Origin of the sequence: Enterobacter cloacae complex sp. I3, assembly GCF_014896175.1 — a bacterium.
GTDB lineage: Bacteria > Pseudomonadota > Gammaproteobacteria > Enterobacterales > Enterobacteriaceae > Enterobacter > Enterobacter bugandensis.
Genome location: NZ_JADBQZ010000015.1, coordinates 127,957 through 141,277 on the forward strand (window position 1 = coordinate 127,957; position 13,321 = coordinate 141,277).

Here is a 13,321-nt window from a genome sequence, read left to right on the forward strand (position 1 = left end):
AGAGTCATGGCAATTCAGTTTCGTCGTAGTGCATTGTGCGCAGGCATTGCCGCGCTGTTCGCTTCTGCATTCGCTGCGCAGGCTGCGGATATTCCGCAGGTAAAAGTCACCGTTAACGATAAGCAGTGCGAGCCGATGACCATCACGGTTAACAGCGGTAAAACCCAGTTTATCATTCAGAACCACAGCCAGAAGGCGCTGGAGTGGGAGATCCTCAAAGGCGTGATGGTGGTGGAAGAGCGCGAGAACATCGCGCCGGGCTTCAGCCAGAAGATGACCGTCAACCTGCAGCCGGGTGAATACGACATGACCTGCGGCCTGCTGACCAACCCTAAAGGCAAGCTGATCGTCAAAGGTGCAGCGACGGCGGACGCGGCCAAAGGCACGGCCCTGCTGAGCCTGGGCGACGCTATCACCGCCTATAAAGCCTACGTCACCAAAGAGACGGCGGACCTGGTCACGAGTACCAAAGCCTTCACCGACGCCGTGAAAGCGGGCGATATCGAAAAAGCGAAATCCCTGTACGCGCCAACCCGTCAGCACTACGAGCGCATCGAGCCGATTGCCGAGCTGTTCTCTGACCTCGACGGCAGCATTGATGCCCGCGAAGATGACTACGAGCAGAAGGCCGCCGATCCGAAATTCACCGGCTTCCACCGTCTGGAAAAAGCCCTGTTTGGCGATAACTCCACCAAAGGAATGGAGAAATACGCCGGGCAGCTGAACACCGACGTGCTGGAGCTGCAAAAGCGCATCAGCGAGCTGGCCTTCCCGCCGTCGAAGGTGGTGGGCGGCGCGGCCGGTCTGATTGAAGAAGTGGCCGCGAGCAAAATCAGCGGTGAAGAAGATCGCTACAGCCACACCGACCTGTGGGACTTCCAGGCCAACGTCGACGGTGCGCAGAAGATTGTCGAGCTGCTGCGTCCTCAGCTTCAGAAAGAGAACGGCGAACTGCTGGCGAAAGTGGATGCCAACTTCAAAAAGGTCGATACCATCCTGGCCAAGTACCGTACCAAAGACGGGTTCGAAACCTACGACAAGCTGACCGACGCCGACCGTAACGCGCTGAAAGGCCCGATTACGACGCTGGCGGAAGATCTCTCCCTGCTGCGCGGCGTACTGGGTCTGGACTAAGCACGATGAACAAGCACGAAGAATTCGACGTGGCGGAACCTTCCCGACGTCGGTTGTTAAAAGGGGTAGGGGCGCTGGGCGGCGCGTTTGCCCTGGCAGGAGGTTGCCCGGTGGCGCATGCGGCGAAATCGCAGAGCGCGCCCGGTACGCTCTCGCCGGATGCCCGGATGGAGACCCAGCCGTTTTATGGCGCGCACCAGGCGGGTATTCTCACGCCGCAGCAAGCTTCCATGATGCTGGTGGCCTTTGATTCGCTGGCCAGCGATAAGGCGGATCTGGAGCGTCTGTTCCGCCTGCTGACGGCGCGCATCGCGTTTCTTACCGCGGGCGGGCCGGCACCGGATACGCCGAACCCGCGCCTGCCGCCGATGGATTCCGGTATCCTCGGGGCGTTTATCGCGCCGGATAACCTGACCATTACCGTGTCGGTAGGGGAGTCGCTGTTTGACGGCCGCTACGGCCTGGCAAAACAGAAGCCGAACGCGCTGCAGAAGATGACGCGCTTCCCGAATGACTCCCTCGACGCGGCGCTGTGCCACGGCGATCTGCTCCTGCAGATTTGTGCCAATACCCAGGACACGGTGATCCACGCCCTGCGCGATATCATCAAGCACACGCCGGATCTGCTGAGCGTGCGCTGGAAGCGGGAAGGGTTTATCTCTGACCACGCCGCCCGCAGCAAAGGCAAAGAGACGCCGGTTAACCTGCTGGGCTTTAAGGACGGCACGGCCAACCCGGACAGCAGCGATGCGGCGCTGATGAAAGACGTGGTGTGGGTGACGGCAGATCAGGGGGAACCCGCATGGGCGGTGGGCGGCAGCTACCAGGCTGTGCGTATTATTCAGTTCCACGTGGAGTTCTGGGACCGCACGCCGTTGAAAGAGCAGCAGACGATTTTTGGCCGCGACAAGCAGAGCGGGGCGCCGCTGGGCATGAAGCACGAGCATGATGTGCCGGACTACGCGAACGACCCGGATGGCGACGTTATCGCGCTCGACAGCCATATTCGCCTTGCCAACCCGCGCACCAAAGAGACGCAGTCCAGCCTGATGATGCGCCGTGGCTACAGCTATTCGCTGGGCGTGACCAATTCCGGCCAGCTTGATATGGGGCTACTGTTCGTCTGCTATCAGCACGATCTGGAGAAAGGCTTCCTGACCGTGCAGAAGCGGTTAAACGGCGAAGCGCTGGAAGAGTACATTAAGCCCATCGGCGGCGGCTATTTCTTTGCCCTGCCCGGCGCGCGCGATGCTGGCGCGTATCTCGCACAAGGTCTGATGGAAGCCTGATAATTGTCCCTGCGATAGTTCGCGGGGACATTATTTTTTCATATGACTATCTTATTGTTATATTTCTGTAATATTCATATATAAGACTGATTCCGCTGCAGGAACAGTCTTAAAAGTTGCATTCAGGTAAAATAAATGTTGCACTTATGATAACTCCTGATGTACTTAAGATAAGACAGCGGTAGTTCCCGGCAGTGATGCTGAATCACTATGGAGATCGCGAATGGTTGCGTCCTGTACCGGACAAGGTAAACATAACAACCGCAGCACCCGGCGCGGAGGCTCAGACTCCGGCAGCGATTTCCTCACCACTAAATTCTCCCCCACACCTCAAGAATCTGATTCGACCGACGTGCAGACCGGTGCGCGTAGCCGTTCTGTATCGTCATCTGATAAAGCAAGCAATGGCTTACAAGGAAGCCAACCCTCTGATGTTCGTGCGCATAATCGTGCCGAAGCTGGCGCGTGTGATGAATACCAACAACTCAAGGTGCTATCCATGGGAAGACAAAAAGCAGTGATCAAAGCTCGTCGCGAAGCAAAACGTGTGCTGAGACGGGACTCACGTAGCCATAAACAACGTGAAGAAGAATCGGTCACCTCGCTTGTGCAGATGAGTGGCGTAGAAGCAATTGGCATGGCCAGAGACAGCCGTGATAATTCTCCAATTGTGGCGCGCAATGAGGCTCAGGCGCACTACCTGAATGCTATCGAGAGTAAACAGCTCATCTTTGCAACCGGTGAAGCCGGATGCGGGAAAACCTGGATCAGTGCAGCCAAAGCAGCGGAAGCGCTGATCCATAAGGACGTGGAGCGCATTATTGTTACCCGTCCTGTACTGCAAGCTGATGAAGATCTCGGCTTCCTGCCCGGCGATATTTCGGAGAAGTTTGCTCCGTACTTCAGGCCCGTCTATGACGTGCTGGTGAAGCGACTGGGTGCATCCTTTATGCAGTACTGCCTGCGACCAGAGATTGGCAAGGTGGAAATCGCGCCGTTCGCCTATATGCGCGGACGTACATTTGAAAATGCGGTCGTTATTCTCGACGAGGCTCAGAACGTGACCGCTGCGCAAATGAAGATGTTTTTAACGCGCCTCGGGGAGAACGTGACGGTTATCGTCAACGGCGATATTACCCAGTGTGACCTGCCGTCGGGCGTGAAGTCCGGCCTCAGCGACGCCATGTCACGTTTTGAGGAAGATGAGATGATTGGGGTGGTTCGTTTCACCAAAGAGGACTGCGTGCGCTCGGCGCTCTGTCAGCGCACGCTGCAAGCGTATTACTGAGTGTGCTGTTGTGTTCAAGGCCCGGGAAACCGGGCTTTGTTTTATGTGCAATTTATTCCCTCTCCCCTGGGGAGAGGGTTAGGGTGAGGGTCTCAGGCCGCACCGAGCTGAATATAGCACCGGGGGGGATTGACTCGCTTCGCTCGCCCTACGGGCAGCCTGTTCGCTTTGCTCACAGTCTGTCCAACTGGCTGCGCCAGTTGTCGAACCCCGGTCGGGGGTTCTCATCCCCCCACAGGCGTGCAATATGCGAAAAAAAAGCCCGCATTTTCATGCGAGCTCTTCTTAAAATATGGCGGTGAGGGGGGGATTCGAACCCCCGATACGTTGCCGTATACACACTTTCCAGGCGTGCTCCTTCAGCCACTCGGACACCTCACCATATTGTTTTGCTGCCTGACCGCTTGGGGGGCAACGGGGCGCTACTATAGGGAGTTGCGCGAAAGCGGTCAAGCAGATTTTCTGCATTCGTGCTTGTTCGGTTAAGCCTTAATCAGCTTATGTCGTACAGCGCAGGATTAACGCTGCGAATCGAGCACTTCGCTGTTTTTCACCACCTCCTGCGCTTTGCCGTAGCTTTCGATCAGCAGCTGGTAGGCCGGGAAGATGTGGGTGTATACCTCAGCCCATTCAGCCGCATCTTTACGGTTCCAGGTTCGCTGGATCTCAGAGGCCACAGCGGCGGTATCCATCGGCACCACGCCTGCCTGGACCACGCGGGCCAGGGTGATCTCCTGCGCCATTTTGCTGTAGGTGCCGGAGGCATCAATCACTGCAAACACTTTATATCCGTCCGCTACCGCGCTGATGGACGGGAAGGCCATGCAGACGCTGGTGATCGTACCTGCAATAATTAACGTCTTGCGACCGGTAGCTTTTACCGCCGCCACGAATTCCGGGTTATCCCAGGCGTTGATCTCACCTTTGCGGGCCACATACTGCGCATGCGGCGCGTTGGCGTGGATCTCCGGGATAAGCGGGCCGTTCGGTCCCTGTGGAACGGAGGCGGTGGTGATCACCGGGATCTTCGCCAGCGTGGCGATCTTTGCCAGCGCCGCCGCACGGGCGCGCAGCTCCGGCATGGGCATGTCGCCGACGGTCTGGAACAGGCCGCTCTGGTGGTCGATAAGCAGCATGACGGCATCATTTACGTCAATGACGGGACGTTCACCGTTGAAGTTTGCAGGGGTAGACATATTGCGCTCCTTAATTACGTTCAGATCTGGCCAAAGCGGCCGGAGTTGAAATCACGAATGGCTTCCGCGATCTCGGTTTTACTGTTCATCACAAACGGGCCGTAGCCCACAATCGGTTCATTCAGCGGCTCACCGGCCATCAGCAGCAATTTCGCGTCGCTGTTCGCTTCCAGATGCAGCTTTTCACCGCTCTGACTTAGCACAACCAGCTGCGCTTCACCCGCTGGCGTGGTGCCGTTCACCGTTACGCTGCCCTCAAGTACCACCAGCGCCGTGCTCCAGCCTTCGGGCTGGTTGAGCGTCAGATGGCTGCCCTGGTTAAGCGCGATGTCCCAGACGTTCAGCGGTGAGAAGGTATGGGCCGGGCCCGTCACGTCCTCAAGGCGACCGGCGATGACCCGCAGCGTGCCGCTGTTATCCGGCAGCGTGACCACCGGGATATCCGCTTTGGTGATGCTCTGGTAGCCGGGCGTCGCCATTTTGTCTTTGGCGGGCAGGTTGACCCACAGCTGCATCATTTTTAGTTCACCGCCTTTCTGCGCGAAGGCGCTGGAGTGGAACTCCTCGTGCAGGATGCCTGCGCCCGCCGTCATCCACTGCACGTCGCCGGGGCCAATAACGCCGCCTCTGCCGGTGGAGTCGCGATGCTCCACTTCGCCGGCGTAAACGATGGTCACCGTTTCAAAGCCGCGATGAGGATGCTCGCCCACGCCGCGTTTCGCGCCGTCCGCCGGGAAGGTGTACGGTCCGGCATAGTCCAGCAGCAGAAACGGGCTCAGCGGCTCGCCGTGCGTCTGGTAAGAAAACATTGAACGAACCGGGAAACCGTCACCGACCCAGTGCGGACGAGGTGCGGTATAAACGCCTGTTACGTTTTTCATGATGTACTCCTGATGTTCTGTTGATGTAATTAGCTTATATTCAGGGTTAATATCCCGGTAGATAGTGAAAATGACATTCACTGTTCTGAATATGAAACGATGAGGGCGTATGCAGGATCTCAATGATTTCGCGTGGTTTGTGAAGGTGGTGGACCATGGTGGATTTGCGGCGGCGGGTCGGGCGCTCGATCAGCCCAAGTCAAAACTGAGCCGCCGGATTGCCCAGCTGGAAGAGCGCCTTGGCGTGCGGTTGATCCAGCGCACCACCCGGCAGTTTACGGTGACGGAAGTGGGGCAGACGTTCTATCAGCACTGTAAAGCCATGCTGGTAGAGGCCGAAGCTGCGGAAGAGGCGGTGGCGGCGTTGCAGGCCGAGCCACGCGGCGTGGTCAGGATCACCTGTCCGGTCACCTTGCTGCACGTGCATGTGGGTCCCATGCTGGCACGGTTTATGGCGCGCTATCCGGGGATCAATCTTCAGCTTGAGGCCACCAACCGACGGGTCGATCTGGTGGGCGAGGGTATTGACGTGGCGATCCGCGTTCGTCCACGTCCGTTTGATGACAGCGACCTGGTGTTAAGAGTGCTGGCAGACAGGGGACACTGCCTGGTGGCGAGCCCTGCGCTGATTGAGCGGATGGGTCACCCTGCCGTGCCCTCTGAGCTGAGCGAGTGGCCGGGTTTGAGCATGGGGGTGGGAAAGCAGCTGCACAGATGGGAGCTGAGCGGGCCGGAGGGAGCGAAAGCCGCGATTCATTACACGCCGCGCTTTATTACCACCGACATGCTGGCGCTGCGTGAAGCGGCGATGGCGGGGGTGGGCGTGGTGCAGCTGCCGATTTTGATGGTCAAGGATCAGCTGGCATCCGGGGAACTGGTAAGGGTGCTGGACGCATGGGAACCCCGACGGGAAGTGATTCACGCTGTTTATCCTTCGAGGCGAGGTTTGCTGCCGTCCGTCAGAACGCTGGTGGATTTTCTTACTGAAGAGTATGCGCGGATGGTGGAGGAGTAACGATCCCCTCGCCGCTTTGGGGAGAGGGTTAGGGTGAGGCGCTCAGGCTGTACCGAGCTGAATATAGCACCGGGGGGGATTGACTCGCTTCGCTCGCCCTGCGGGCAGCCTGTTCGCTTCGCTCTCAGTCTGTCCAACTGGCTGCGCCAGTTGTCGAACCCCGGTCGGGGGTTCTCATCCCCCCCACAGGCGTGCAATATGCGAAAAAAAAGCCCGCATTTTCATGCGAGCTCTTCTTAAAATATGGCGGTGAGGGGGGGATTGACTCGCTTCGCTCGCCCTTCGGGCAGCCTGTTCGCTTCGCTCTCAGTCTGTCCAACTGGCTGCGCCAGTTGTCGAACCCCGGTCGGGGGTTCTCATCCCCCCCACAGGCGTGCAATATGCGCAAAAAAAGCCCGCATTTTCATGCGAGCTCTTCTTCAAATATGGCGGTGAGGGGGGGATTGACTCGCTTCGCTCGCCCTTCGGGCAGCCTGTTCGCTTCGCTCTCAGTCTGTCCAACTGGCTGCGCCAGTTGTCGAACCCCGGTCGGGGGTTCTCATCCCCCCCACAGGCGTGCAATATGCGCAAAAAAAGCCCGCATTTTCATGCGAGCTCTTCTTCAAATATGGCGGTGAGGGGGGGATTCGAACCCCCGATACGTTGCCGTATACACACTTTCCAGGCGTGCTCCTTCAGCCACTCGGACACCTCACCATATTGTCATCCCGTTGTTGCTGGGACGGGCGCTAATGTAAGGAAAAGCCGAACTGCCGTCAACCCACTTTTTCAGTAATTTAGCGCGTTTAGACAAACTTCAGGCAACATGATTCTTAAATGTGCTGAAAGCGTCTTTTTTATCAACAACACGATCACGCAACAAATTTGCTATGCTGACCATCCAGTTAAAAAGCAAAATAAATCAGCGCAATAAAAGGCAGGATTGACTATGGATATACTCTTCTATCACCCCACTTTTGATACGGCTTACTGGATTAAGGCACTTTCTGCGGCACTGCCGGGCGCTCGCGTTCGTGAGTGGAAGCGGGGCGATAACGAACATGCTGACTACGCGCTGGTCTGGCATCCGCCGGTAGAAATGCTCCAGGGCCGTAAGCTGAAGGCCGTGTTCGCGCTCGGAGCCGGCGTGGATTCCATTCTGAGCAAGCTGAAAGCACACCCTGAAATGCTGCCGGAAGATATTCCTCTGTTCCGCCTGGAAGATACCGGTATGGGCCAGCAAATGCAGGAATATGCCGTCAGCCAGGTGCTGCACTGGTTCCGCCGCTTTGATGACTATCAGGCGCTTAAGCAGCAATCCCGCTGGGAGCCGCTGCCTGAATATCCGCGCGAAGCGTTTACCGTTGGTATCCTCGGCGCAGGCGTGCTGGGTTCGAAAGTGGCTGAAGCGCTCGCGCCGTGGGGCTTCCCGCTGCGCTGCTGGAGCCGCAGCCGTAAAGACTATCCGGGCGTTGAGAGCTTTGCCGGAACGGATGAGCTTCCGGCCTTCCTGAACGGCACGCGTGTGCTGATTAACCTGCTGCCCAATACGGCGGAAACGGTGGGGATTATCAATGAAGGCCTGCTCAACCAGCTGGACGACCAGAGCTACCTGATGAACCTGGCGCGCGGCGTGCATCTGGTCGAGCCGGATCTGCTGAAGGCGCTGGATAGCGGGAAGCTTAAAGGCGCCATGCTGGATGTCTACAGCCGTGAGCCGCTGCCGGAGGAAAGCCCGCTGTGGCGACACCCGCGCGTGGCAATGACTCCGCACGTTGCCGCCGTGACGCGACCTGCCGAGGCAGTGGCCTATATCTCGCACACGATCGGTGAAATAGAGAAGGGTAACCCGGTCACCGGACAGGTCGACCGACAGCGCGGCTACTGAGAGAAACCCGGCGTTCGCCGGGTTTTTGCTAATATTCGCCGCTGATAACTGCTATCCTTTGGAAAAAACGCAGAGGAGAGAAAGATGTATCCCGTTGACCTGCATATGCACACCGTCGCCAGCACCCACGCGTATAGCAACCTCCATGATTATATTGCCCAGGCGAAGCTTAAGAGCATCAAGCTGTTCGCGATAACCGATCACGGCCCGGATATGGCGGATGCGCCGCACTACTGGCATTTTGTGAATATGCGTATCTGGCCACGTCTGGTGGACGGCATTGGGATACTGCGCGGCATTGAGGCGAACATCAAAAACACCGACGGGGAAATTGACTGTACCGGCCCGATGCTGACCTCCTTAGATCTGATCCTTGCCGGTTTCCATGAGCCGGTTTTCCCGCCGCAGGATAAAGAGACCAATACCGCGGCGATGATTGCCACTATTGCCAGCGGCAATGTGCACATCATCAGCCATCCGGGCAATCCGAAATACCCGATTGATATTCAGGCCGTGGCGCAGGTCGCGGCGAAACACCGCGTGGCGCTGGAGATTAACAACTCCTCGTTCGTGCACTCGCGTAAAGGCAGTGAAGCCAACTGTCGCGAAGTGGCTGCCGCCGTGCGTGATGCGGGTGGCATGGTGGCGCTGGGCTCTGATTCGCACACGGCCTTCACGCTGGGGGATTTTAGCGAGTGCCTGAAAATATTGCAGGATGTGGATTTCCCGGAAGAACGCATCCTGAACGTCACGCCGCGTCGTATGCTTGATTTCCTCGAGTCGCGCGGCATGGCGCCGATTGATGAATTTGCCGATCTTTAATTGAATAACGGAATAAAACAATGAATGAATTTTCCATCCTTTGCCGCGTGCTGGGCTCCCTGTATTACCGCCAGCCGCAGGACCCGCTGCTGGTGCCGCTGTTTACGCTGATTCGCGAAGGTAAACTGGCGCAGAACTGGCCGCTGGAACAGGATGAGTTACTGGAGCGCCTGCAGAAAAGCTGCGATATGCAGCAGATCTCAACGGACTACAATGCTCTGTTCGTGGGCGAAGAGTGCCGCGTGTCGCCGTATCGTTCCGCCTGGCAGGAAGGCGCGACCGAAGCGGAAGTGCGGGCATTCCTTTCAGAACGCGGGATGCCGCTGAGCGATACCCCAGCCGATCATATCGGTACGCTGCTGCTGGCCGCGTCCTGGATCGAAGACAACGCTGGCGACGATGAAAATGAAGCCATCGGGATTCTTTTCGAAACGTATCTGCTGCCGTGGGTGGGAACCTTCCTGGGTAAAGTGGAAGCTCATGCCACCTCTCCGTTCTGGCGAACGCTGGCCCCGCTGACGCGTGACGCCATTGCAGCAATGTGGGACGAGCTGGAAGAAGAGAGCGAGGAGTGATGTAAATCACAAAAATCCTGCAACGATACATTTCAACTTGCACGGAATGTGCTTCTGATCGCATTTCTATGGCGCGCTTCTGCTAAGATGCGCGCCATGAACATATTACTTTGTATTGCAATCACGACGGGCATCCTCTCCGGTATTTGGGGATGGGTAGCGGTGTCTTTCGGTCTGTTAAGCTGGGCTGGCTTCCTGGGCTGCACGGCCTATTTCGCCTGTCCTCAGGGCGGGCTGAAAGGGCTCTTTATCTCAGGCTGCACGCTGATGAGCGGCGTTATCTGGGCGCTGGTCATCATGAAAGGCAGCGCGCTGGCGCCGCATCTGGAGATGCTGGGGTACGTCATGACGGGTGTCGTCGCCTTCCTGATGTGCATCCAGGCGAAGCATCTGCTGCTGTCGTTTGTGCCGGGAACCTTTATGGGGGCCTGCGCAACCTTTGCCGGGCAGGGGGACTGGAAGCTGGTGGTTCCTTCCCTGGCGCTGGGGCTGCTGTTTGGCTACGCCATGAAGAACAGCGGTCTTTGGCTGGCGGCGCGACGGGAAAAAACGCAAAACATCACCGCGGTGAGTGAATAAAAAAAAGGCGAGATAATCATCTCGCCTTTTTTATGCGCTGCCCGTCAGGATTCCGGAGGCACCGACATATCACGGTATTTCACCAGGATCGGGTTCTGCACCTCCGCTTTGTTTTGCAGATCCCACAGCCCGCGATCGATACCATCGTTGATTAAGAAGATCACACCGGTTTCAATGGCTGACATCAGACACATCATGACCGGTTCGTTAGAGGTGTAGCCAATTTCTCCCTCCAGCAGGCGCTGGTAATCGATGAAGCGGAATACCCCAGCCTGAACTTCATAAGACAAAATCGTTTTGCTGGTGTTGACCGAAGAGAGCACTTCACCGGTACTGACGTTCACGACGCGCAGGTTAACCGCAATTTGGTCGAGCTGGTACTGGGTATCTGCGCCGATACCGAAGTAGCGCGCGCCCACGCCACCCGATTTCACGTTGCTCTCGTAACCGATAATCGACCCTTCAATCATCACGTTTGCGGCGGCCAGAGACTGCAGAGGCATCCGGTTATTGTCCGCAACGGTGCCATTCTCCTGCGCGGCACGAATGATTTTTCGTTCATTTAACAGGTTCTGAAGCCCCTGGCGTTCCAGCGGAATAAACCAGTGCGAATCTTTAAGTGCAGTCACCAGCATGGCGGTGGCGCTTTGCGGCACCGCGGTGGAGAAGTTACTTGCCGGATAAGGCTTAAATTGTCCGGTTTCATCCTGAATGTTGTATACCGAGACAAATATCTTGCCCGTTGGCGAAGGCAAATGGGTTAAATCACGGTAACTTTGGGCCCGCGGCATTAATGTGGGTTTTGCAGCTTCTTTAGGCGGAGCAGTTAAACAACCGCTCAATAAGCACACTGCAACAAATATCAGGAAGCGCTGCATGGTCGTTGTCCTTATTTAGCTATTGTTTAAAAGTCAGTTGAATTATTTTGCAGGCCGGAAACCTCTATGGTGGAAGTTTTTCCGGTTTTACGATCGGTCACATTCAACTGGAGCTGTCCGTCCCTGTTGGCGATGTCGACGATAAAGTCGTTGGTCATCATTCGGCCGGGTTTGCCGGTATTAATGTTGGTCAGCAATCCCCCTAAAATCTGCGACTGGATAGCCTGGGTGAAGTTATCCAGTGCGGAAGGGGTATCAACGGTAAAATCCTGAAAGCTCGGATCTTTATAGGAGTTTTGTGCCTGAGCTTGATTCAGCAGAAAGGCACCGTTGTTGGGGTTACCGCCAAAGTTAGGGTTACGGAACTGGAAGGTCATATTTCCGGCCCAGCTCAGGGGAGCAATAAGCATGATCGAAACAACTGCATATGCAATACGCATGACAGCCTCCGCATATCGGTTCGCTAGAACTCATCTTTTGCTAAATCGCTGGTGCTTAATAGGGCTTTATCTATTTGCAGGCGATTAATAGCGTCTTCAGTTTGAGCCAGTGCTAAGGCTACGTTTTTTTCGAAGTCTGTTTTCGAGGGGAATAAAAACGTTTGATAAATAACGTCCTGATTGGCCGTTATGGTTATCCAGCTTCCCCAACGTGCACTGGGCCGCTCGTTGATTGTTAAATTACCCGTGTAAGGACTGTCCCATTTATCGCTGAAGGCCCGGTAAAAACTGTGCCCAATCGATGAGACAGTGTGGTCAGTTAACAATCCGGGAACTTCGACCTCAACGGCCTGCAGGTTCCCAGCAGCGAGCAGGAGACTCGCTGCGGCGATCCAACTCAACGTGCGCTTCATGTGATTAACGCCTGAGGTTATCGTTTGCCCATGAAACCGCCTGAGTTCGGTTTTTAACAGCTATCTTCTTGAAAAGATTATAAAGGTGCGTCTTTACCGTATTTTCGCTGATAAATAACGAACGGGCGATTTCAATATTTGAAGCACCAATGCGTAATTTGTTCAGGATCTCTTTCTCACGGTGGGTGAGCAGCGCTGATTCCGAACTGTTATAGCGGTAGTTTCCGGAGTGCGTGATGAGGTAGCTGGCCAGCTTTTGCGAGAAATAGCATTCGCCGCGCAATATGCCTTGCAGACCATCTACCACCCGAACTTCTTCTTCAGTGACGTAGAACACGCCATTGATATGCGGCCAGCTTTCAATATCTCTGAAAGGATATTCATCAGGCGTATTCAATAATAACACGCGGATATTATTGTTTTTCCTGCTTAAGTTATCTTGCCAGTAATGGATAAGCTTTTTATCGGCTTCCATCATATCAAACAGAATGATGCTGCCAGGCGCAATATCATCAAAAGAACGTTGAATATTATGCAATTTCCCGTTCAGTGATAGAGATTGCTTTAAATGTTGTAATAAAGCTGTCGCTTGCAGAGAAGGTTTTGTGATCAACAGTAATGTATGACCATGTAAACTATGGACTTCATTATACATGATGAAACCCCACTTATTTTTGGCATCTGACAGCCGCCCTCTCTGTAAAGAAGAGGGCACCAGAAGTACTGACAGATGTTGCACTGCTGTGTGTAGAATCAGAACATAACCTCCACAGGGAGGTAAATATAAAACCAATTTCGTACATCTAATTTCAATCTAGCTTTTACGAATTTTAAAGCAAGTGTTAATCATGTAACAAGATGTAAAAATCAATATTAATTTGTGAAGATTGCAGATTTTTAATGTTGTTATTTGATAAGAAAGTTGTACATGGAAATAGTTGTGC

The 13,321-nt window shown here is 55.3% G+C and carries 14 protein-coding genes, 2 tRNA genes and 2 other RNA genes; 8 read left to right on the plus strand and 10 right to left on the minus strand.

The window, feature by feature from the left end:
* Window positions 1-6: 6 nt before the first annotated feature.
* The 3 genes from efeO to phoH all read left to right on the plus strand — a co-directional run bounded on the left by efeO (window position 7) and on the right by phoH (window position 3,711).
* Entirely contained in the window at window positions 7-1,134 is a 1,128-nt protein-coding gene (gene efeO, locus IM271_RS13615) for an iron uptake system protein EfeO (RefSeq protein WP_193052738.1), read from the plus strand.
* Window positions 1,135-1,139: 5 nt separating this feature from the next.
* A complete protein-coding gene (efeB, locus tag IM271_RS13620; RefSeq protein WP_047368267.1) occupies window positions 1,140-2,423 on the plus strand; it encodes an iron uptake transporter deferrochelatase/peroxidase subunit in 1,284 nt (427 codons plus the stop codon).
* Between the two features lie 499 nt (window positions 2,424-2,922).
* Complete coding sequence (phoH, locus tag IM271_RS13625) at window positions 2,923-3,711, plus strand: phosphate starvation-inducible protein PhoH (RefSeq protein ID WP_024908976.1); 789 nt, start codon at window positions 2,923-2,925, stop codon at window positions 3,709-3,711.
* 293 nt (window positions 3,712-4,004) lie between these two features.
* Here the strand turns inward: phoH and IM271_RS13630 are convergent.
* The 3 genes from IM271_RS13630 to IM271_RS13640 form a co-directional block, all read right to left on the minus strand.
* Window positions 4,005-4,092, minus strand: a tRNA-Ser gene (locus tag IM271_RS13630).
* A 137-nt stretch (window positions 4,093-4,229) separates the two neighbouring features.
* Window positions 4,230-4,907 carry an isochorismatase family protein gene (locus tag IM271_RS13635; RefSeq protein ID WP_063153818.1) on the minus strand — a complete coding sequence of 226 codons (678 nt, stop codon included), beginning with the start codon at window positions 4,905-4,907 and terminating at the stop codon, window positions 4,230-4,232.
* Between the two features lie 20 nt (window positions 4,908-4,927).
* Window positions 4,928-5,788, minus strand: a complete 861-nt coding sequence (locus tag IM271_RS13640) for a pirin family protein (protein ID WP_045261663.1) — start codon at window positions 5,786-5,788, stop codon at window positions 4,928-4,930.
* A 109-nt stretch (window positions 5,789-5,897) separates the two neighbouring features.
* Between IM271_RS13640 and IM271_RS13645 the strand changes: the two genes are divergently transcribed.
* On the plus strand, window positions 5,898-6,803 hold the full coding sequence (locus IM271_RS13645) for a LysR family transcriptional regulator (protein WP_028012669.1): 906 nt from the start codon (window positions 5,898-5,900) through the stop codon (window positions 6,801-6,803).
* A gap of 244 nt (window positions 6,804-7,047) precedes the next feature.
* On the opposite strand, the gene IM271_RS13650 is transcribed toward IM271_RS13645, so the two are convergent.
* The 3 genes from IM271_RS13650 to IM271_RS13660 form a co-directional block, all read right to left on the minus strand.
* Window positions 7,048-7,183, minus strand: a non-coding RNA gene (locus tag IM271_RS13650) — RtT sRNA.
* 46 nt (window positions 7,184-7,229) lie between these two features.
* Window positions 7,230-7,365: non-coding RNA, RtT sRNA (locus tag IM271_RS13655), on the minus strand.
* A 46-nt stretch (window positions 7,366-7,411) separates the two neighbouring features.
* A tRNA-Ser gene (locus tag IM271_RS13660) sits at window positions 7,412-7,499 on the minus strand.
* A gap of 232 nt (window positions 7,500-7,731) precedes the next feature.
* Between IM271_RS13660 and ghrA the strand changes: the two genes are divergently transcribed.
* The 4 genes from ghrA to IM271_RS13680 all read left to right on the plus strand — a co-directional run bounded on the left by ghrA (window position 7,732) and on the right by IM271_RS13680 (window position 10,646).
* Window positions 7,732-8,670, plus strand: a complete 939-nt coding sequence (gene ghrA / locus IM271_RS13665; RefSeq protein ID WP_028012670.1) for a glyoxylate/hydroxypyruvate reductase GhrA — start codon at window positions 7,732-7,734, stop codon at window positions 8,668-8,670.
* Window positions 8,671-8,754: 84 nt separating this feature from the next.
* A complete protein-coding gene (locus IM271_RS13670; RefSeq protein ID WP_193052739.1) occupies window positions 8,755-9,492 on the plus strand; it encodes a phosphatase in 738 nt (245 codons plus the stop codon).
* Window positions 9,493-9,512: 20 nt separating this feature from the next.
* A complete protein-coding gene (locus IM271_RS13675) occupies window positions 9,513-10,067 on the plus strand; it encodes a molecular chaperone (protein ID WP_028012672.1) in 555 nt (184 codons plus the stop codon).
* A gap of 96 nt (window positions 10,068-10,163) precedes the next feature.
* A complete protein-coding gene (locus IM271_RS13680; protein WP_193052740.1) occupies window positions 10,164-10,646 on the plus strand; it encodes a DUF1097 domain-containing protein in 483 nt (160 codons plus the stop codon).
* Window positions 10,647-10,690: 44 nt separating this feature from the next.
* Here the strand turns inward: IM271_RS13680 and csgG are convergent, their stop codons facing one another.
* From csgG to csgD, 4 genes are read right to left on the minus strand one after another with little or no spacing between them, the layout of a single operon-like run.
* Window positions 10,691-11,524 carry a curli production assembly/transport protein CsgG gene (gene csgG, locus IM271_RS13685; protein ID WP_047368272.1) on the minus strand — a complete coding sequence of 278 codons (834 nt, stop codon included), beginning with the start codon at window positions 11,522-11,524 and terminating at the stop codon, window positions 10,691-10,693.
* A gap of 26 nt (window positions 11,525-11,550) precedes the next feature.
* Window positions 11,551-11,964, minus strand: coding sequence for a curli production assembly/transport protein CsgF (gene csgF / locus IM271_RS13690; RefSeq protein ID WP_028012675.1), 414 nt, complete (start codon window positions 11,962-11,964; stop codon window positions 11,551-11,553).
* 23 nt (window positions 11,965-11,987) lie between these two features.
* On the minus strand, window positions 11,988-12,377 hold the full coding sequence (gene csgE / locus IM271_RS13695; RefSeq protein ID WP_028012676.1) for a curli production assembly/transport protein CsgE: 390 nt from the start codon (window positions 12,375-12,377) through the stop codon (window positions 11,988-11,990).
* 4 nt (window positions 12,378-12,381) lie between these two features.
* Complete coding sequence (gene csgD / locus IM271_RS13700; protein WP_028012677.1) at window positions 12,382-13,032, minus strand: biofilm master transcriptional regulator CsgD; 651 nt, start codon at window positions 13,030-13,032, stop codon at window positions 12,382-12,384.
* Between the last annotated feature and the right edge of the window lie 289 nt (window positions 13,033-13,321).

Bases quoted from the DNA above. Each gene is read 5' to 3' on its own strand.
- efeO (WP_193052738.1), top strand. From the start codon at position 7: ATGGCAATTCAGTTTCGTCGTAGTGCATTGTGCGCAGGCATTGCCGCG.
- efeB (WP_047368267.1), top strand. From the start codon at position 1,140: ATGAACAAGCACGAAGAATTCGACGTGGCGGAACCTTCCCGACGTCGG.
- phoH (WP_024908976.1), top strand. From the start codon at position 2,923: ATGGGAAGACAAAAAGCAGTGATCAAAGCTCGTCGCGAAGCAAAACGT.
- IM271_RS13635 (WP_063153818.1), bottom strand. From the start codon at position 4,907: ATGTCTACCCCTGCAAACTTCAACGGTGAACGTCCCGTCATTGACGTA.
- IM271_RS13640 (WP_045261663.1), bottom strand. From the start codon at position 5,788: ATGAAAAACGTAACAGGCGTTTATACCGCACCTCGTCCGCACTGGGTC.
- IM271_RS13645 (WP_028012669.1), top strand. From the start codon at position 5,898: ATGCAGGATCTCAATGATTTCGCGTGGTTTGTGAAGGTGGTGGACCAT.
- ghrA (WP_028012670.1), top strand. From the start codon at position 7,732: ATGGATATACTCTTCTATCACCCCACTTTTGATACGGCTTACTGGATT.
- IM271_RS13670 (WP_193052739.1), top strand. From the start codon at position 8,755: ATGTATCCCGTTGACCTGCATATGCACACCGTCGCCAGCACCCACGCG.
- IM271_RS13675 (WP_028012672.1), top strand. From the start codon at position 9,513: ATGAATGAATTTTCCATCCTTTGCCGCGTGCTGGGCTCCCTGTATTAC.
- IM271_RS13680 (WP_193052740.1), top strand. From the start codon at position 10,164: ATGAACATATTACTTTGTATTGCAATCACGACGGGCATCCTCTCCGGT.
- csgG (WP_047368272.1), bottom strand. From the start codon at position 11,524: ATGCAGCGCTTCCTGATATTTGTTGCAGTGTGCTTATTGAGCGGTTGT.
- csgF (WP_028012675.1), bottom strand. From the start codon at position 11,964: ATGCGTATTGCATATGCAGTTGTTTCGATCATGCTTATTGCTCCCCTG.
- csgE (WP_028012676.1), bottom strand. From the start codon at position 12,377: ATGAAGCGCACGTTGAGTTGGATCGCCGCAGCGAGTCTCCTGCTCGCT.
- csgD (WP_028012677.1), bottom strand. From the start codon at position 13,032: ATGTATAATGAAGTCCATAGTTTACATGGTCATACATTACTGTTGATC.